Genomic DNA, 18,792 nt, shown 5'->3' with positions numbered 1-18,792 from the left:
ACCGCCGCTACCTCGACATGTCTCTGCTGAAATCACCCCCTGACACTGCCGCTGCTTGATACCGCCAAGGAGCCTCCCTCCCCCGAACCCCCTCCGAACCAACTACACAAGATTCGGGACTTGACCCATGGAATCGATGATCCTCGACTGCGGGGACCTGTCGTTCGAGGAGCGCCTAGCACTGCTGCGCCTCCACAGCTCGCTCTGGGTGCTCGGCCAGCCCGAGGACTGGCAGCGCCCGGACGGAACCGTCATGACCCTGGAGGATCACCTCGGCCCGGGCGCGGCTGAGATCCTGGCACGGCTGAACGCGATCCTCGCTCACCAGGGCGAAAATCCCCCGGACTACGCCCAGCTCTACGAGGCCGCGAAGACCGAGGCCATCCGGCTCAAGAACAAGAAATCACTGGCACTGGCACAACTCGCACCCTGGCTGCCCTGATGCTCGACACATCCCCGCACAACAGCAAAACAAAAAGCATGGAATCAAATACTTATCTCAGATGGCTCAAAGCCGCGCTCGTCGCGACCTTGGGACTGGGCTGCGCACAGGAGTCGCGCCCGAAAGAAATACAGGTGAACACCCAGAAACAACGCACGACGGACTACATCCCCATGTTCTGCGCCATACGCCCGGGACATCATGACCGTCATGTTTGCGACCGTCCGCCGCAAACTCCTCAAGGGGTCTACGATCAGATTCTCAGCGATCAGATCAATCAATGCGGTGCAGATCTCACCTGCCGCTACCAGCCCATTCAGGTGTGGGCCACGTCTCCGGAAGCGAACGCCTCCACCGCTGAGATTGTGGCTTGGCTTGAGGCACAGAACCAAGTCATTGATTTCCTAAAAACCACCCAGCAGAGCGCCGAAACGCTACATCGGAGTCTGTTCCTTCATTCAGAGGAGCGAAAGGTCCGTTACAATCAGCAAATACTGCTCATCGCCGAAGGGACGGAGCGATTGAGCACGATCACCAAGAACGTGGAGACACAGGTCAAAATGCAGGCCAGTGCTTACAGGGATCCTGTCGTGATGGAAGAAGCGGAGGTCAAGGCAGGCATGACCCAGCTGGACTTGGTGGTCGCCGAGGCTCGAGCCTCGCTGGAGGCCCTGAGTCCAAAGATCGTGTCACTTGTGGGACAGTTCGAGGCGTACAGGAGCACCGAAGCCAACTCCGTCACCGCCCTTCAGGCTCTGGCCGCCCAGGGGTCGATGGCGGACCTCCAAGGGCTTGAGACCGCGCTGCTCGCGGCAGCTGACCTCGCCCATCACGAAAGCACAGTGGCGAGTGCCTTGATCATGGATGCCAGGAGGCTGCGTTACCAACTGGCCCAAACGCAGGAAGACTACGCGGCGAGCCTGACACCTCATCGCGAGTTCATCCAAAAGCACGGTCTGCAACTAGGTGATCTAGTAGTTGGGGAACGAAAGATGATGGAAGGCATCGAGGGATACTGCGAGGCCCGCATACACAAGACGCTAACCACCGTGGATCGGCTGCTGGAGGGGATGAAGCAACGGCGTGACGCACTCATCGCATTGGAGGCGAATCAGGCCACCCGGCAGGCGCTGGCGGATGAGGCCTTCCTCACCGCATCCCAACGATTCTTGAGTGACGTGAGCACCCGGAGCACTCAGCTCTGGCAACTGGCGCCAAAGAGCACGGTGCTGAAGCTGTCATTCCTATCGGAGAAGTTCGACCAGATGGAGTCGTACCTCCAGTTCGAACCCGCATGCGAGCCCCCTGCGGCGGGGACCCGTTCCTGGCGAGAGGCAGGATGTACCGCCATGAGACGGGACTTCGCTCGCGCCAAGACCTGGAGGACGTCCACGCTCCCCGGCACGCTGCGACTCAACGTGGCGATGATGCGTCAGGCGGGAAATGTGCCAGCAGCGATGTTGGCTGAAGTGGAGACTCTGACAACCGCAGGCCAGCTCAAGGCTGCCACCACGGTCCATGACGCTGCCCTGCGTGTGTCGGACGGGATGTGAGGTGCTTGATGAAATGCTCGTTCGCCGGCTCCCTGCACGCACTGACTCTTCCAATGCGGAAGTCCTCATTGTTGCTGATGCTTGCCTTCTGCATTGCACCATCAGCTCACGCGGAAGGCTTTGACATTGTTTGGGAAACAATCTCATACGTAGGCTCAAAGGGCAGCAACAACAGCGCTCAGCTTGTCAATGAAGGAGAGCCCATCTTCTCCATCAACCAGCTCCCACTGCCAACCTATACCATCCCCAACATGTTCCGAGTTGCTCGGAACAACGACCGCTACAACGCCTTTCATGCGTCGTTTGATTCGGTGCTGCTGAGGCCGGGCAACAATACCTTTAAATTCAGCGTCGACACTCAAGGCGGCAGCGAGGGAACTGTGACCTCGGAGCTCGTCAAGCTCCACCGAGCCGGTCACCCGCCCCTCCCGCTTTTCGCCATTGAGCGTCAAGGCGTCGCTTACAGCGGAAAGACCAATGTCAGCTTCGGATTGCGCGACCTGAATCCTGGTCTGGCGGATAGAATCGATGCGCTTGAGCGGGCCATCAACGAGGACCGCAACAAGCTCCTAGGCAACGCGAATCAGATCGCCGACCTGGGGGCTCAGCAGGCCCGGCTCGATAACCTCGAAGCCGAGCTTGAAACGCTGCTCCAGAAGGGATTCGACGAACTGACCGCAGCGGAGCTCGACACACTCCTCCGGCGCTATCCAGATGTGCCCACTGCAACACGACAGGCACTCGTGGCGCTCGTGGCGGACCTCAAGAAGAACATCGAGCAGCTTCGCGCGGAGATCGCCCGCATCACCGCGGAGTTGGGTCTGCACGTGGACGAAGCCACTTCCCTGGTGGAAGCCGCCGTAGCGCAAGCGGGCCATGACCTGAGTTCCCCTGACCACTTTGAGCCGGGCAACGGCCTGGACGACGTTCAGGACGTCACGGTTCCTGAAGTCGAGCCCAATGAGGACTTCGCTCCCGAACACGACTTCTATGCCGTATATGCACAGCAGGTCCTGAGCCGTCTCCAGCAACAAATGGGGAATACAGCCAGCCAGGACCGGATGGGCTTCCTGAGCACTGTTCGCGCTTGGCGCACCAACGTGGCAGCCATGCAACGCTCACTCGAAGCCCGGGCCGCGGTTTCGACTGAGGAGTGGGGAGCATTCCTCAACGCCCGCCATGGGGTGGCGAACTACGTGCGCAACTTCATGGATGAGTCGGGCTGGTTCCTGGATAGTCCCATCCCCGTGAACATCCGCGTCCGGCTGGATTCCGTGCTCATGGCCCGGACGCCCCAGGCGGCCACGGCCCTGAAGGATGCACTGTCAGGCTGGGACTCAACGATGTCACCCGAGGAACAGCTGATTCTCGACACCATCAACGCGATGCTGCAAGGGGCTGCCGCGTCCATCTTCAGCGTGGACCTCTCCGCCCTGGCGGAACTCACGCGGCTCACGAACTCCATTGCCACGGCGGCAGTGGAAGTTAGCAGGTTCGCGGTTGGCTTTACGCCGGTGGGAGACGTCCTCGACCTGTGCGAGGCTGTGACCGGCAAGAAGTTCTGCATACCAGGCGGCGAGGAACTCTCAGCGGAGGAACGGATTGCTTCAGGCCTGGGTGTCGTCATCGGAAGCGGCGCCTTCTGGCACGGCGTCATGGCTGTGGCCCCCGTCGCGGGGCGCGTTGGCCGCATCCTGGACAATCTGGTGGTGGACCTGGGAGCTACCGAGGCCCGCCTGCTGCGGACCCGGCTGGGGGAGAGTGCGCTCTCCCATCTGGAGGAACTCACCGGGAAGCAGATCAAACACCTCGCGGACACCTATGGGGATACGTTCATCACCACCTTCGCCCCTTCTGTGGGCGGCGGCGCAATGCAGAAGGTCACCACTCTGAACCTCAACTGGCCATGGAGTCCAGCCGTTCACGAGGCGCTCTTCGTGAAGAACCTGGGAGGCACTGTACGCACCCTGCCTCCGATGAAGGGGATGATCCTGCCAGAGGTGGAGTTGCTTCTAACGCAGAAGGGCTTCGTCAAGAAGTCCTCCACCGCAGCGCAGGAGGTCTGGACCCATGTGGATGGCTCCATCATTCGCATCGCCCCTCAGGGCACTCAGGCGCGTCCTCGGATCCACCTCAAGAAGGAAGTGTCGAAGGTCCCCGGCGACTGGTCGGACGAGGCGATTGCCTGCAAATTGACCGACGCCAATGCCCTGGTCCCGCAAGGAACGAATGAAGCCAGGAACGGCCTCAATACGTGGTTCCGCCAAGCAATGATGGCCAAATCGAAGAATGCCTTCGCCAGAGATTTAACCCTCAAAGAGCGAGACATACTGCTGAAAGTCTGGGGTGATGCGAGCCACGTGGACCTGAGTCCATGACCCAAGGCGGCGGGGGCGCGTTTCGCGCCTCCGCTTCCCGTGGCGCTTGACGCAGCGGTAGCTTTGAAGCATGGAGTGAGCATGAATCCCCTTCCGCCTGTCATCACCGTGGACAACGCCGCTCGCCTGACGCGCTTTCGGCAACTGGGTTTACCTCGAACCCCTTTCACTGGGAGACAACACCTTGGCTTCGCGCTGGCGGGTGATCACCTGTTCGCATGGAACACGAGCAGTTCGCGGCTGCGCTGGTGGAAGCATCTCAGCAGCGAGGACGAGATTGAGAGCGAATTTCCCCTGGCTGATTTCAAGCCAAGCTTCCTCCGCGACGGTAGCATCGTGGCGATTGGCGAGCCTGTCGCGGACGCCGCCATGCCGTGGCGGTATCGAATCATGGCGATATCTCTCGAAGATGGAGGGCTTCGGCATGAGGAAGCATTGCCCTCCGCCGTTTCAGGCTTTGGCGTCAGCGGGCAAGGCATGGCGCTGGTTCTGCTGGAAGAGAGTGGAGCGCAACTGTGGAGCCTGAAAGACTGGCGATTGATGCGAAGCCTTAACGGCATCAATATTCCCGCTATGATCAATGCCTGCGCATTCTCTCCCAATGAGCGTCATGTCGCAATGGTCGCTACGCCCTATGACGGGACACCTGCGGGTCTGTGGCTCTGGGATTTGGAGAAGAGCACCAGCCCCACCTATCTGCCGTTAAAGGTGCCTCTCGGCTGGAGCGTGGCGTTTCACCCGTCGCAACCATTGCTGGTCGTGGGTGGAAACGCGAACGAGGTCGAGGTGGTCGATGTGAGGGAGCGACGCATCACCAAGACTCTCACGGGCTTCCACTGCCTCCCCAGCAACCTCGATTTTAGCCCAGCGGGGGACCTGCTAGCCGCAGGCGGTGATGGCCGGGGCTTCGCCATCCACCGGTTCGACACGGGAGAGAGGGTGTTCAGACACGGCGACAATAATGACCTTCAGACGAGCGACGCGGTCTTCTCACCGGATGGTCGCTCGATTGCCTGGGGGCAGGGAGACGGAACGGTGGGGCTGTGGAGCGTGGACTACTGAGCGCCCTGCGCTAGGGTGCGCCGCCATGGCGACTCCGCGGTACTGGTTGATCAAGAGCGAGCCCTCCGTCTACGCGTACGCGAAGCTGGAGGAGGACGGCAGGACGGAGTGGACGGGCGTGCGCAGCTTCGAGGCGCGCAACAACATCCGGGCCATGACGCCCGGGGACCTGTGCCTCTACTACCACTCCAATGAGGACAAGGCCGTCGTCGGCGTGGCGCGCGTCCTCTCGAACCCGGGCCCGGACCCCACCGCCCCCGGCGAGGACTGGGCCTCCGTGGACGTGGGCCCCGTGGTCGCCTTCACCGCGCCGGTGACGCTCGCCACCCTCAAGGCCACGCCCGCCCTCAAGGACTTCCCGCTGCTCACCCGCAGCCGCCTCAGCGTGACGCCCATTTCCTTCGAGCACTTCGAGCGCGTCCTCGAGATGGGCAAGACGCGGTTGCCGAAGACCGCCGCCAGGCCCAAGCCCAAACCCAGGGCCCGCTCATGAGCGCCGCCCGCGAAGTCCGCGCCGACTTCGACCGCGCCACCATCGTGATGTACCAGGCCTACCCGGACGCCATCGCCGACGTGGCCGTGAAGCAGCAGAAGTTCGGCCCGCCGTTCTCCGTGGGCCGGATGACGTGGATCAAGCCCAGCTTCCTGTGGCTCATGCACCGGTCCAACTGGGGCCGGAAGAGCGGCCAGGAGCGCACGCTCGCGGTGCGCATCAAGCGCTCCGGCTGGGAGGAGGCGCTGGCCTCCGCCGTCCTCACCGGCCATGAGCCCCGCGCCCACGGCTCGCCGGACGCGTGGCGCAAGGCCTTCGACGCCGCGCCCGTCCACGTCCAGTGGGACCCGGAGCGGACGCTGCGCGGCGCGAGCCTGCCCCACGACAGCATCCAGGTGGGCCTGAGCCGCGCCGTCATCCAGCGCTTCGTGGACGACTGGACCGTCTCCATCACCGACCTCACCCCCCTGGTCCAGAAGCTGCGCAAGCACCTGGACGAGGGCCGCGCGGACCAGGCCACGCGCCTCTTGCCGAGGGAGTCCGTCTACCCGGTCCCCCACGACCTCACGCGCCGCCTGGGAATGTGAGGGCCCCACCAGGGAGGTCCGCTCCCTCGACGCGAGTTGTTATGTTCCCGCAATGGCGGACATCCCCTCCCTGGAGAGCCTGCGGACGCGAATCGAACGCATCGACGAGGACATCCTCGATGCCCTCCAGCGGCGCATGGCCCTGGCGGACGACGTGGCGCGCGCCAAGCTGGTGACGGCCTGGCCCTTCCGGGACCCGCAACGCGAGGACCTGCTCCTGCGCAGGCTGCGCGGCCGGGCAGCGGAGCGCGGCCTGGATCCGCACGAGGTCGAGCGCCTCTACCGCGTCATCCTGGACATGTCCGTGGCCCGCCAGCAGGCCCTGGTCACCCGGCTGGACACCACGCCCCTGCGCGTGGGGTACCTGGGCGTCGAGGGCTCCTACAGCCACCTGGCCGCCCGGCAGCGCTATGGCCACCGTCCGGGCGGCGTGCTCCTCACCGGCTTCGACTCCGCCCGCCAGGCCGTGGAGGCCCTCAAGCAGGGCGAGCAGGACCTGCTGCTCCTGCCCATCGAGAACACCACCGCGGGCAGCATGAACGAGACGTACGACGTGCTCGCCGCGGGCGACGCCGTCATCACCGGCGAGGTGGTGAGCCAGGTGGACCACCGGCTGCTGGGCGTGAAGGGCGCGAAGGTGGAGGACCTGCGCGAGGTGCTCTCCCATCCGCAGGCGCTGGCGCAGTGCGAGGACTTCCTGCGCACCCACGTCCCCTGGGCCCGCGCCGTGTCGGGGCCGGACACCGCCATCTCCGCGCAGATGGTCGCGGACCGCAACGACCCGACCGTGGCCGCCATCGCCAGCGAATCCGCGGCGGGCCGCTTCGGGCTCGTGGTGCTCGCCAGCACCCTGCAACCCGCCGGCGCGGACTTCACCCGCTTCGTGGAGGTGGCGCGCCAGCCCACGCCGCTCGCGCCGGAAGTGCCGTGCAAGACGTCGCTCCTGGTGGTGCTGGAGCACCGCCCGGGCGCGCTGGGCCAGGTCCTCCAGCGGCTCACGCAGCGCGGGGTGAACCTCTCCAAGCTGGAGTCGCGCCCCATCCCCGGCGCGCCCTGGAAGTACCGCTTCTACCTGGACGTGGAGGGCCACGCCGCGTCCGCCGCGGTGACGGCGGCGCTGGAGGACCTGCGCCCGCTCACGTCGTCGCTGCGCGTGCTGGGCACGTACCCGCGCGCGGAGCCCGCCGATGGCTGACGCCGCCCCCCGCCGCATCGCCTTCCAGGGTGAGCGCGGCGCGTTCGGCGACGAGGCCACGGGCGCCCTCTTCGGCGCCGCCGTGACCCCCATCCCCTGCCCCACCTTCCGCGCCGTCTTCGAGGCCGTGGCCCGGGGCTCGGTGGACGGCGGCGTGGTGCCCATGGAGAGCGCGCTCGCCGGCCCCGTGGCGGAGGTGGTGGACCTGCTGCTGGAGTTCACCCCGCGCCTCTCCGGCGAGCTGCGCCTGCGCGTGCGCCACTGCCTGCTCGCGCCGCCGGGCCGCGCGCTGGAGGGCCTCACGCGCGCGCTGTCGCATCCCCAGGCGCTGGCGCAGTGCGGAGCCTGGCTGCGAAGCCACCACCTGGAGCCCGTCCCCGAGGCGAACACCGCCGTGGCGGCGCGGCGCGTGGCGCAGGAGGCGCTGGAGGGCACCGCGGCCATCGCCAGCCGGGCGGCCGCGGAGCGCTACGGGCTCAGCGTGCTCGCCGAGGACATCGCGGACTCGCCGGACAACGCCACCCGCTTCCTCGCGGTGGGCCCGGCGGTGCCTCCGAACCTGGGCTCGCGGTGGAAGACGTCCGTGGTGCTGACGCTCGACAACGGCCCCGGCGCGCTCGCGGGCGTGCTCACCGCCTTCGCCGCCCACGGGGTGAACGTCGCCCGGCTGGAGTCCCGGCCCGGCGGCGCCCGCGCGTGGGACTACCGCTGGTGCCTGGACGTGGACGGCGCGGGGGACTCCGCGCCGGTGAGGGCCGCCCTGGACGAGGCCCGGAGCGCCTGCACGTCGCTCCGGGTCCTGGGCAGCTACGCGCTCAGCGACTGACGGCCCTGGCCGGAGCGGCGGCGGGCTGCGTCCCGTCGCCGTTGCGCACGGCCTCCGTGTACGCGGTGCGGACGATCTGCGTGTAGCGCTGGAGCGCGGCCAGCTGCTCCAGGCGCAGCGCCTGCGGCCCGTCGCACAGCGCCTTCTCCGGCGTCGGGTGGAAGTCCACCAGCACCATGGACGCGCCCGCGATGAGCCCCTGGCCAATGGCGTGGAAGATGTCCGGCAGCCCGTCCGGCGGGGCCTCCGCGCGGCCAATCGCGTGCGACGGGTCCACGCACACCGGCATGCGCGTGAGCCGGCGCACCACCGGCACGTGCGCGAAGTCCACCATGTTGCGGTGCGGGTCGCCCAGGTGCGTCTTCACGCCGCGCAGGCAGAAGACGATCTTCGGGTTGCCCTCGCTCGCCACGTACTCGCACGCGTTGAGGGACTCCTCCAGCGTGATGCCCATGCCGCGCTTGAAGAGCACCGGGAAGGTGCGCTGCTGGCCAATCACCTTGAGCAGCTCGAAGTTCTGCGCGTTGCGCGTGCCCACCTGGAGCATCACGCCCGTGGCGGTGCCCGCCTTCTTCAGCGCGTCGTGGATCTCGTCGATGTGGCGCGGGTGCGTCACCTCCATCGCGATGACCTTGATGCCGTGCTTGCCCGCGGACTCGAAGACCCAGGGCAGGCACCTGGCGCCCAGGCCCTGGAACTCATACGGGTTGGTGCGCGGCTTGTACGCCCCCATGCGCGTGGTGGTGATGCCGCAGCGGGCGAGCGCCGCCATCATCGCGTCCACGCTCTCCAGCGAGTCCACCGCGCACAGGCCCGCGAAGAGGTTCACCGAGTCGTCGTCGAAGGTGACGCCGTTGTACTCGAAGCCCGCCGTGCCGCGCTGACCGCCGTGCCGCCCGATGATGCGGTACTTCTGCGAGACGCGGACCACCTGGCGCACGCCGGGCAGCTGCTGGAAGGGCTCCAGCGGCACCTGCGCGGTGGAGCCCAGCAGGTACAGCTCCGTGATGGTGGACTCGGCCCCCTGGACCACGTGGGCACGCGGGGTGACGCCCTCGTACTGCGAAGCGAGCTGGAGGACGGCGTTCACGACGGATTCGGGGGAATCCGGTTCGAGCATCACGATCATGCGAGGGGTTCTCCTGGTGGGGGGGCCGCTTCGGCATTCAACACCGGCACCCCGCCCTTTCCCTCCGCATTCGTCTGGAAATGGACGCGGGCCGCCTCAGGAGGAGGCGGGGCGCAGCCGGGTCGCCAGCTGGGTGTAGTGCTCCCGCTGGGCAGGGTCGCCCAGGTGCTCCCAGACGTCCGCCAGGGCCTTGGCCGCCCCCACGTAGGCCGGCGACAGCTCCAGCGCCAGCTCGAAGACCTGGCGGGCCAGCCGGTAGCGGGCCTTGTCCGGCCGCCGGCCCTGGGTCAGCAGCGCGTTCCCCAGGTGGTAGACCTCGACGGCGGCGGCCTCGCGGTAGCCGGAGGTGGGGTTGAGCTGGATGGCCCGGTTCATCAGGAGCGAAGCGGCCTCCGGCTCGCCCAGCTCCAGCTGACAGAGCGCGGCCTCGCGGTGGGGGTCCGCGGCGGAGGGGTCCAGCTCGATGGCGCGCTGGAAGCCCTCCAGGGCCTCGTCGAGGCGCCCCAGCTGCTTGAGGGCGGAGGCCTTCGCGGTGAGCGCGGGGAAGTGGCGCGGATCCACGGCGAGGACCTGGTTGAACGACTGGACGGCGGCCTCGTGGTTGCCGGCCATGGAACGGTGGACGCCCTCGTTGAACGCCGCCAACAGCAACGACCTGGACATCTTCAGTTCCCCCAGGGGGCAAGGTTCGCATCAGGGCCGGGCGCTTCCACACGGCCCGAAGGCGCAAGCCTGTCACCGGGGGCCAGCGCGTCGCAAAGGCGGCCCCCCTTCCCGGCTGATGGCACCCATCGCGTTCCGCTGATGACGCGGGCCGCCTCCCAGCCGACAGCCGGTTCCGCCGTCCGGAACTCACCACTGTCCCCGGCGCCCCCTCCTGGGCTAGGTCGCCGGGACTCCACGGCGGGCTGCGCCCCGAGGTCATCATGCTGGTGTTCGAGATCGTCATCGCGCTGCTGCTGGGCGGCGCGGGGCTGGCGGCGCTGTCCCGGCGGATGGGCACGCCCTACCCGGCGCTGGTGGCGCTCGCCGGGGCGGTGCTGGCGCTCGTGCCGGGCAGCCCGGAGCTGGTGTTGGATCCGGAGCTGGCGCTCACCCTGTTCGTCGCGCCGGTGCTGCTGGACGCGGCCTTCGACGCCTCTCCGCGCGATCTGCGAGCGAACTGGCGGCCGGTGGCGGGCCTGGCGCTGGGGGCGGTGGGGGTCACGGTCGTCGCCGTCGCGGTGGCGGTGAAGTGGAAGGTGCCGGCGATGCCCTGGGCCGCGGCCATCGCGCTGGGCGCCATCGTCGCGCCCCCGGACGCGGCGGCGGCCACGGCGGTGCTCAAGCAGCTGAAGCCCCCGCACCGGCTGCTGGTCATCCTGGAGGGAGAGAGCCTGTTCAACGACGCGAGCGCCCTGCTCATCTACCGGCTCGCGCTGGGGACCGTGGCCGCGGGCGGCGTGCTGGGCTGGAGCGCGGTGCCCACGCTGCTCGTCGTCACGGCGGGCAGCGCCCTGCTGGGCGTCGTGCTGTCGCGGGTGAGCCTGCGCATCAACGCCAGCGTGGAGGACGTGTCCACGGCGGTCATCACCCAGTTCGGCAGCACGTTCGCGGTGTGGATCCTCGCGGAGCGGCTGCACCTGTCCGGCATCCTGACCACGGTGGTCTACGCGATGACCATCTCCCGCCAGGCGTCGATCATGACCCCCGCGCGGATCCGCATCCCGTCCTACGCGGTGTGGGAGGTGGCGACGTTCGTGTTGAACGTGCTGGCCTTCGTGCTCGTGGGCTTCCAGCTGAAGCCCATCGTCGCGCGCTTCGACCGGGCGACGTGGCTGGAGTCCGCGGCCATCGCGGCGGTGGTGACGGGCGCGGCCATCCTCGCGCGCTTCGCCTGGGTGCTGGGGGCGGCGGCGTTCAACCGCTGGCGGCAGCGCAAGTCGAGCTCCAACCTCGTCACGCTCTCGCCGGGCGCGGCCGTGCTGGTGGGCTGGTGCGGGATGCGGGGCATCGTGACGCTCGCGGCGGCGCTGGCGCTGCCCACGGGCCACGAGGGGGCCGCCGCCTTCCCCTACCGGGACCTCATCCTCTTCACGTCCTTCTCCGTGGTGCTGGGGACGCTCGTGGTGCAGGGAATGACGCTCCGGCCCCTGATGTCGCGGCTGAAGCTGGGCGACGACGGCGAGGTGGACCACGAAGTGCGGCTCGCCCGCGTGGAGACGCTGCGCGCGGGGCTGGAGGCCACGCGGGACGCCCCGGGCTCGGAGATGGCGGCCCTGGTGCTGCGCCGGTACGAGCTGCAGCTGCGGCGCGCGCGGCAGCTCCTGGACGAGCACACCCTCACGGGCACGGGGAGCCCCAGCGCGCCCTGGGGCCCGCCCACGGAGGACGCGCGGACGGTGCGCGCCGCGATGGCCGCGGGACGGAGGAAGCTGGCGGAGCTCCGGGCGAACGGCACCATCGGCGACGCGGCGTTCCAGCAGGTGGAGCAGGAGCTGGACTGGTCGGAGCTCGACCTGCAACAGCTCCTGCGGGCGGAGGCCGCCGACTAGCGTCCGGTGCCACCGGGGGCCGCGGGCACGCCCACGGTCACCACCTGCGTCGCGGACGCGCTCACGCCCTTGCCGTCCGTCGCGGTGAGGGTGACGGTGTAGCGGCCGGGGGACTGGAAGCGGTGGATGGAGTAGCCCACCTCGGCCTGGGTGCCGTCCCCGAAGTTCCATTGGAAGCGTTGGATCCACCCGCCGGGCTCCGCCGTCCGGGTGAGCGTGCCGTCCAGGAAGACGTCGTAGGGCGCCTGGGCGCTGGAGAACGGCCCTCCGGAGATGATGGGGATGGGCCCGGTGACCGGCCCGCCTCCCCCCTCTCGCGTGAGCCTGCGCACCGTGGAGGCGCCCTGCTCCACCACCAGCACGGTGCCATCCGGCAGCCGGGCGATGCCGGTGGGCAGGCTGAAGGTGGCCTTGTCCGCGGCGCCATCCTTCGCGCCGTGCGCGCCGGTGCCCGCGAACGTGCGCGCCCGGCCGTCCACCACCGCGCGGATGCGCGCGTTGCCAGTGTCCGTCAGGAGCAGCTGGCCGTTGTCCCACGCCGCGCCCAGCAGCGGCATGAAGCGCGCCGAGCTGCCCGCGCCGTCCGCGAAGCCCCCCGCGCCGTTGCCCACGGGCGTGGAGGTGGTGAAGGCGCCGTCGAGCGCCACGCGGCGCACCGCCCGGTTGCCGGTGTCCACCACCCACAGCGCGCCGCCCCCCACGGCGAGGCCCGTGGGACGCTTGAAGCGCGCCTGGGCTCCGGCGCCGTCGGTGCTGCCCGCGCCCCGCTTCCCGACGACGGTGGTGACCCGCCCGTCCGGCGTCACCCGGCCCAGCCGGTGGTTGAAGGTGTCCACGACGTAGAGGTCGTTCCCGGAGAAGGCCAGCGCGCTGGGCGTGGAGAAGCGCGCGGCGGTCCCCACGCCCTCGGCGTTGCCGGAGCGCCCGTCGCGGGAGCCGGCGAAGGTGCTCACCGTCCAGCGGCTGTCCCGCGCGATGCGCACGATGCGGTGGTTGCCGGTGTCAGCCACATACAGGCTCGAGTCCGGCCCCACGGCGATGGCCTGCGGGGAGCGCAGCGCGGCGCTCGCGCCCGGGCCCTCGCCCACGCCCGCGACGCCGGTGCCCGCGAGGGTGGACACCGTCCGCGCCGCGTCGTTGGCGATCATCCGCACCACGTGGTTCCCGGTGTCGGCGACGAACACGTTCCCCGAGGCGTCCACGGCCAGTCCCACGGGCCGGCGGAAGCGCGCCGAGGAGGCGGGCCCGTCCACCCGCCCCTCCTGGAAGGGCGCGCCCGCGAACAGCGCCACGCCCGCCGCCTGCCCGGTGCGGTCCACGGGCCGGCTCTTCTCCGAGCCAAACGTGTCCCCCGGGCCCGCGGGCGCGAGGCCCGCGCGCTGGAAGAGGTTGCTGGTGATGCGCTGCACCCGGGCGTCCGCGTAGCCGGGGTCCGCCAGGGCGCGCGACCACGCGATGCCGCCGACGGCGAAGACGAACGCGCCGGACGGCGCGGTGTACAGCCCGGCGTCGTGCCAGTTGCCCACGCCCAGGTTGCTGATGACCGGCGAGTGGCCCAGCGACGTGAAGCCCGCGGGCGCGCGGCCATTGGTGAAGGTCCGGTCCATCTCGTATCCCACGACGGACGGCAGCGTGTCGCCGTTGGCCAGGCCGGTCCCCTCGAAGGGCCAGGCCTCCGCGTGGGTCACCACGAACGGCTGCTCCACCAGCCCCCACGAGTCCGACATCACGCCGAACAGGCCGTTCTCCGGCTCGTTGATCGGCGCGTCGCGCCAGCGGACGGTGGTGACGTTGGAGCCCGCGCGGGGGTCCTCCTTCATCGCCCATTCCTTGTAACAGACCTGTCGGCGGTACGGGAGGCCGGTGACCGAGGGCTCCAGGCGGATGAGCCAGAAGCTGGTGTCGCCCGCGAGCGCCGCCAGGTTCACCCCGGAGGCCAGCGCGGCCTCCACCGCCGCGCGCGCGGGCCGGGACCAGTACTCGTCGTGGCCCACGGCGATGAACAGCTTCTGGCCCCGCACGAGCGACGGGTCGCGGTCCAGGTCCACGTTCGTCACGTAGGACAGCTCATAGCCGCGGGACTCGGCCCACTGGACGAAGGAGTGCACGTAGTAGAAGTACTCGCCCGCCCCGCCTCCATCCGCGAACGGCCGGTCGAAGGAGACGATCTTCGCGTGGCCGCCGGTGAGGCCCAGCGAGTCCACGTAGAGGCTCTCACCGCCCCAGGTGTTGTAGGCCTGGAAGGTGGTGAACGGGATCTGCACCAGGGCCACGCCCTTGCGCTCGTCCGCGCGCACCACGAAGAGGACGTAGGACTGGAGCCCGTCCTCGCGGATGAGCTTGACCAGGTAGACGCCGCTGGGCCACGTCGCCTGGGTCTGGATGGTGAAGGACGTGGGCCAGCGGCACTCCACCAGCCCCGTCGCGGGGTCCGGCACCGGATCTGCCTGGGGCCCGACGTTCACCGGGCCGCCGGTGGCCATCTTCCGGGACCCCAGGCCGTCGTAGTAGCCCATCCGGTACAGCTCCCACCGCACGGTGTGGTTGCCGTCGGTCCGCGCGTGGATGTCGATGGACGCCCCGTGTTGGACGCTGGTCGCGCCCGCGTAGCCTTCCAGCTGCGAGGACACCGCGGCGCGGGTGAGCCTCCACTCCGCGCTGCCCGGCTCGGCGTTCTCTCGGGCCATCAGCCCGGGCTCGCCGACCGTGGACACAAGCACCGCGACCACGACGGACATCCACATGCGCATCCCCCCGGGGGCCGTCTGGCGTGGCGCGGCCCCTGCTATCCCTCCCAACGCTCGTGGGCCCCGCTCCTTGGCCGCATGTCCGACAGGAGGGGCTCGAGCGCCGCGAGCGTCCGGAATGCGGCGGACGCCAGGTCACCCCACGCCCTGCCCCTGGCGCGCCTCCTCCTCCATGGCCGCGAGGAAGCCGGTGGTGAAGTCCGGGTACCGAGGCGTCCAGCCCAGGGCCTCCAGCTTCGCGGCGCGGATGGCGCGGTCGCCGCGCAGGGACTCATGGAGGGACTCGAAGGGCACGCGCGGCGGCAGGGGGAGCCCCAGCCGCTCACACAGCCACGAGGCCGCCTCCTCCTGCGTCGCGGGCCGACGGTCGGCCGCGCAGTACACCTCGCCCGGCCCCCCGCGCTCGAGCACCACACGCACCGCGTCCACCAGGTCATCCACGTGGATGCGCGAGAGTCGTCCCCCACCTGAGTCCGGGAGGCGCAGCGTGCCCGCCTTCAGGCGGCCGGACGTGCCGCGCCCCGGGCCGTAGATGCCCGCGATGCGCATCACGCTCGCGCCCAGGGGGAGGAAGAGCGCCTCCGCGTCCAGTCGCGCACGGGAGGCGGCGGAGGTCCGGTCGACGGGCGTCGCCTCATCCACGTCCCCGCGCGCGGAGCCATAGACGCCCGTGGAGGACAGGTAGACGAGCCGCGAGGGACGCGAGCGCGACAGGGCCTCCGCGAACCGCGCATCCAGCCCGGCCTCCGGAGGAACGGAGTCCACGACGTGCGCGCCCTCCGCGCGAGCCAGGGCGGCCTCCATCGACAGCACCCGGACGCCCGCGCCCTCCAGCACCGAGCGGCGGGAGGCATCCCGGGTCGTGGCCAGGACCTCCCGGCCCGCGCGGGCCTCCGCCACCGCGAGCCGCGTGAGCGTGTAACCACAGCCAAGGAGGAGGAGCGGAGCGGTCATGGCCTCCGCGATACCGGGCAACGCCCGCTCCGCGCAAGGCCCGGGGCCCAAGAGAACGGCCCTCCTCCCGTCATCCGGAAGGAGGGCCGTCACCTCACGGCTTCACGCCCAGCCCCTGCGCGCGGCTCAGAACTCCGCGCTGGCGCGAGGGTCGATGATGCCGCACTCCTTGATCTTGTAGAGCAGCGCCTTGTAGCTGATGCGCAGCTTGCCCGCCGCGCGGCGCTTGTTCCACGCGGTGCGCTGGAGCATCGCGAGGATGGCCTCGCGCTCCGCGAGCATCGCCGCCCGCTTGCCGATGTCCTTGAGCGACAGCTCCCCGGCCGGCGGCGGCGGGGGCGGCGGCTGCGGCGCGTCGAACGGGTTCGCGTACCGCTGCGGCGTCACGGCGTTGGACGGCGCGGCATCCAGCACCGGAGCGGGCGTCAGCGACGCGCCGCGCACGGGCATCTCCAGCACCTGCACGCCGGAGCCCGCCGTCGCCGAGGACACGGTCGGCGGGGCCGCGAAGACGCGGGCCACCTCCTCCACGTGGCGCGACGGGGTCGGGATGAAGTCGTCCCCACCGCCGAACGACGTGGGCAGCGACGGGGCGCTCGCCGGCGCGCGGCCGTTGGCGTGGATCTCATCCAGCACCAGGGTCGGATCCTTCAGCACGCACAGCCGGCGCACCATGTTCTCCAGCTCGCGCACGTTGCCCGGCCACTCATACTCGCTGAACGCGTGGAGCACCTCCGAGGGCAGCTCGGACACGTTCGTCATGAAGCCCCGGCCGTACCGCTTCAGGAAGTGGTCGGTGAGCGGCACCACGTCCTCGCGGCGCTCGCGCAGGGGCGGCAGGCGGATGGCCACCACGTTGAGGCGGTAGTAGAGGTCCTCGCGGAAGTTGCCGAGCGCGATCTCCTTCTCCAGGTCGCGGTTCGTCGCCACCACCACGCGGCTGTCCACGCGGACGCTCTTCTTGCCACCGACGCGGAAGAACTCCTCGTCCTGGAGCACCTGGAGCAGCTTCGCCTGGAGGCGGATGGCCATCTCGCCGATCTCGTCCAGGAAGATGGTGCCCTGATCCGCCAGCTCGAACTTGCCCGGCTTCTCCGCCGTGGCGCCGGTGAACGCGCCCCGCTCGTGGCCGAACAGCTCGCTCTCCAGCAGCTCGCCCGGCAGCGCCGCGCAGTTCACCTTGATGAACGGCCGGCCATGGCGCTGGCTGCGCGCGTGGATCTCCCGGGCGATGACCTCCTTGCCCGTGCCGGACTCCCCCAGGAGCAGCACCGGCACGTCCGTGTCCGCGATGCGCTCCACCAGCGCGCGCGCGCGGCGCATGGCCGGCGACGTGGAGATGAGCACGCGGGCCTCCGCCGCGGCCTCCGCGGGCGTGATCACCACGCGGGGCGCGGGCGCGGACGCCTGCCGCTCCGGCACGCGGGTCCCCAGGGCGCGCGCGAGCACGTCCTGCAGCTCGTCGTTGCCAAAGGGCTTCGCCAGATAGTCGGAGGCGCCCATCTTCAGCGCCCGCACCGCGTCGTCCGCGCCCGACAGCGCGCTCAACACGATGACCGGGGCCGTGCCCCCCGTGCTCCGGTAGCGCCGGAGCACCTCCAGGCCGCTCATCTCCGGCATCACCACGTCCAGGAGGACCGCGTCGAACGAACCGCCGGAGAGCATCTCCAGCGCCTGCGTCCCGCTCGACGCGCAGCGCACCTGGTACCCCGAGCTGCCCAGCAGCTCGGACAGGAAGGTGCGCACCGACTCCTCGTCATCCACCACCAGCACCGCGATCCGATCCATCCCCTCGCCTCCGCTCGCCCTGTGCATCAAACCCTCGTGAACTGAATCAAACCGACATCAGGCGGGCTGGACAGGCTGCCCGCCGTAGCTCGCGTGTCCGCCTCAAGGTCTGGAGCGCCGCGCCCAGGAGCTGGGTGGGCGCCCCCACCGTGTCCGGGAAGCTCACCGCCCCCAACTCCAGCGCCGTGCGCACCACGCGACCCTCCATCTGGAACCGGGCGGCCTCGAACCGGGCCTCCACCCGGGCCAGCACGTCCGGCACCGCCTCCGCGGGAGTGCCCGGCAGCAGCATGGCGAACTCGCACTCCCCCACCCGCGCCACCGCGTCGGCCTCGCGCACCGTCTGGCCTAGCACCACCGCGCTGTAGACGAGCAGCCGCTCCGCCATGCTCTTGCCGTGCTCCTTGCGAAGCGCGCTCCCCCCCGTCACCTCCGCCGCCACCACCGAGAACGTCCCGCCGTAGCGCTCCGTCCGCCGCGCCTCCAGCCCGATGAGGGCCAGGAGGAACGGCCGGTTGTAGAGCCCCGTCACCGGATCATGCAGAGCGAGCGCCGTGCCGGCCTCCTCCCCGGCCGCCGCGCGCTCCACCGACTGCTTCAGCCGCATCTGCGCGTGCAGCTTCAGGGACAGCTCCGCGCCCTCCGCCGTGCGCGGCACCACGTCCACGCACTGCCCCTTCTCCACGCAGAAGCGCCACGCGTCCCGGTCGTGCGAATCCACCAGGTACAGCATGGGAACCGTGCCGCGCCCCACCTGCCGCAGGCGCCGCGCCGTCTGCACCGCCGCGAAGTCCGGCGGCTGCGCGGCCAGCAGCACCGCGTCCGGGCGGATCACCTCGAACAGGGGCACCGCCGCATCGAAGCGCGTGAGGGGGACGACGCGAAAGCCGGCCTCCCCCAGGAGCGCCCGGGTGCGCTCCAGGTCCTCCGCGCGCGGCTCCACCAGCAGCACGGTCGGAGGCTGGCCCGACTTCCCCGCTCGCTTGCGCTTCACGCCCACCGCCCCGCCCTCCCTTCCAGCATTTTCTTCCCCACCACCCCTCCTGCCCGCCCAGATTTACAGCCCCGTCACTCCTGAGCCCTTCGTATCCCCCCGGATTTCTT

Annotated in this window: 15 protein-coding genes; 9 read left to right on the top strand and 6 right to left on the bottom strand. The window is 69.6% G+C overall.

Annotated features, from left to right (window positions below; genetic code table 11):
- Positions 1–127 precede the first annotated feature (127 nt).
- The 8 genes from U8525_RS27830 (at position 128) to U8525_RS27795 (ending at position 8,536) form a co-directional block, all read left to right on the top strand.
- Positions 128–442 carry a hypothetical protein gene (locus U8525_RS27830; RefSeq protein ID WP_374269692.1) on the top strand — a complete coding sequence of 105 codons (315 nt, stop codon included), beginning with the start codon at positions 128–130 and terminating at the stop codon, positions 440–442.
- Positions 442–1,995 (top strand): hypothetical protein, encoded by a 1,554-nt coding sequence (locus tag U8525_RS27825; RefSeq protein WP_374269691.1) that lies wholly within the window; start codon positions 442–444, stop codon positions 1,993–1,995. Before U8525_RS27830 ends, U8525_RS27825 begins: the two co-directional genes overlap by 1 nt.
- 8 nt (positions 1,996–2,003) lie before the next feature.
- The gene (locus U8525_RS27820; protein ID WP_374269689.1) at positions 2,004–4,373 is read left to right on the top strand and encodes a hypothetical protein; all 2,370 of its coding nucleotides are present in this window, start codon (positions 2,004–2,006) and stop codon (positions 4,371–4,373) included.
- A gap of 81 nt (positions 4,374–4,454) precedes the next feature.
- Positions 4,455–5,435 (top strand): WD40 repeat domain-containing protein, encoded by a 981-nt coding sequence (locus tag U8525_RS27815; protein WP_374269688.1) that lies wholly within the window; start codon positions 4,455–4,457, stop codon positions 5,433–5,435.
- Positions 5,436–5,460: 25 nt separating this feature from the next.
- A complete protein-coding gene (locus U8525_RS27810; RefSeq protein ID WP_374269686.1) occupies positions 5,461–5,928 on the top strand; it encodes an EVE domain-containing protein in 468 nt (155 codons plus the stop codon).
- Complete coding sequence (locus U8525_RS27805) at positions 5,925–6,515, top strand: DUF4291 domain-containing protein (protein ID WP_374269684.1); 591 nt, start codon at positions 5,925–5,927, stop codon at positions 6,513–6,515. The genes U8525_RS27810 and U8525_RS27805 overlap by 4 nt, the downstream gene beginning before the upstream one ends.
- Before the next feature lie 52 nt (positions 6,516–6,567).
- Complete coding sequence (gene pheA / locus U8525_RS27800; RefSeq protein ID WP_374269682.1) at positions 6,568–7,710, top strand: prephenate dehydratase; 1,143 nt, start codon at positions 6,568–6,570, stop codon at positions 7,708–7,710.
- On the top strand, positions 7,703–8,536 hold the full coding sequence (locus U8525_RS27795; protein WP_374269680.1) for a prephenate dehydratase: 834 nt from the start codon (positions 7,703–7,705) through the stop codon (positions 8,534–8,536). The genes pheA and U8525_RS27795 overlap by 8 nt, the downstream gene beginning before the upstream one ends.
- Here U8525_RS27795 and U8525_RS27790 read toward each other — a convergent pair.
- Together U8525_RS27790 and U8525_RS27785 are read right to left on the bottom strand one after the other, a co-directional pair.
- Positions 8,526–9,665: a 3-deoxy-7-phosphoheptulonate synthase gene (locus U8525_RS27790; RefSeq protein ID WP_374269678.1), complete on the bottom strand. Its 1,140-nt coding sequence runs from the start codon at positions 9,663–9,665 to the stop codon at positions 8,526–8,528. The two genes, U8525_RS27795 and U8525_RS27790, sit on opposite strands and share 11 nt — an antisense overlap.
- Positions 9,666–9,761: 96 nt before the next feature.
- Positions 9,762–10,328, bottom strand: a complete 567-nt coding sequence (locus U8525_RS27785) for a tetratricopeptide repeat protein (RefSeq protein WP_374269677.1) — start codon at positions 10,326–10,328, stop codon at positions 9,762–9,764.
- A 263-nt stretch (positions 10,329–10,591) separates the two neighbouring features.
- On the opposite strand from U8525_RS27785, the gene U8525_RS27780 reads away from it, so the two are divergent.
- A complete protein-coding gene (locus tag U8525_RS27780; protein ID WP_374269676.1) occupies positions 10,592–12,199 on the top strand; it encodes a cation:proton antiporter in 1,608 nt (535 codons plus the stop codon).
- Here the strand turns inward: U8525_RS27780 and U8525_RS27775 are convergent.
- The 4 genes from U8525_RS27775 to U8525_RS27760 all read right to left on the bottom strand — a co-directional run bounded on the left by U8525_RS27775 (position 12,196) and on the right by U8525_RS27760 (position 18,688).
- Entirely contained in the window at positions 12,196–14,937 is a 2,742-nt protein-coding gene (locus U8525_RS27775; RefSeq protein WP_374269674.1) for a N,N-dimethylformamidase beta subunit family domain-containing protein, read from the bottom strand. The genes U8525_RS27780 and U8525_RS27775 overlap by 4 nt on opposite strands.
- 144 nt (positions 14,938–15,081) lie before the next feature.
- Positions 15,082–15,900 (bottom strand): NAD-dependent epimerase/dehydratase family protein, encoded by an 819-nt coding sequence (locus U8525_RS27770; RefSeq protein ID WP_374269672.1) that lies wholly within the window; start codon positions 15,898–15,900, stop codon positions 15,082–15,084.
- 126 nt (positions 15,901–16,026) lie between these two features.
- Positions 16,027–17,688, bottom strand: a complete 1,662-nt coding sequence (locus tag U8525_RS27765) for a sigma 54-interacting transcriptional regulator (protein WP_374269671.1) — start codon at positions 17,686–17,688, stop codon at positions 16,027–16,029.
- A gap of 46 nt (positions 17,689–17,734) precedes the next feature.
- Positions 17,735–18,688 (bottom strand): GGDEF domain-containing protein, encoded by a 954-nt coding sequence (locus U8525_RS27760; protein WP_374269669.1) that lies wholly within the window; start codon positions 18,686–18,688, stop codon positions 17,735–17,737.
- Positions 18,689–18,792: the final 104 nt, after the last annotated feature.

The sequence above is a fragment of the Corallococcus sp. RDP092CA genome (assembly GCF_041903675.1).
Classification (GTDB): domain Bacteria; phylum Myxococcota; class Myxococcia; order Myxococcales; family Myxococcaceae; genus Corallococcus.
This window is presented reverse-complemented; position numbering and strand designations above follow the sequence as displayed.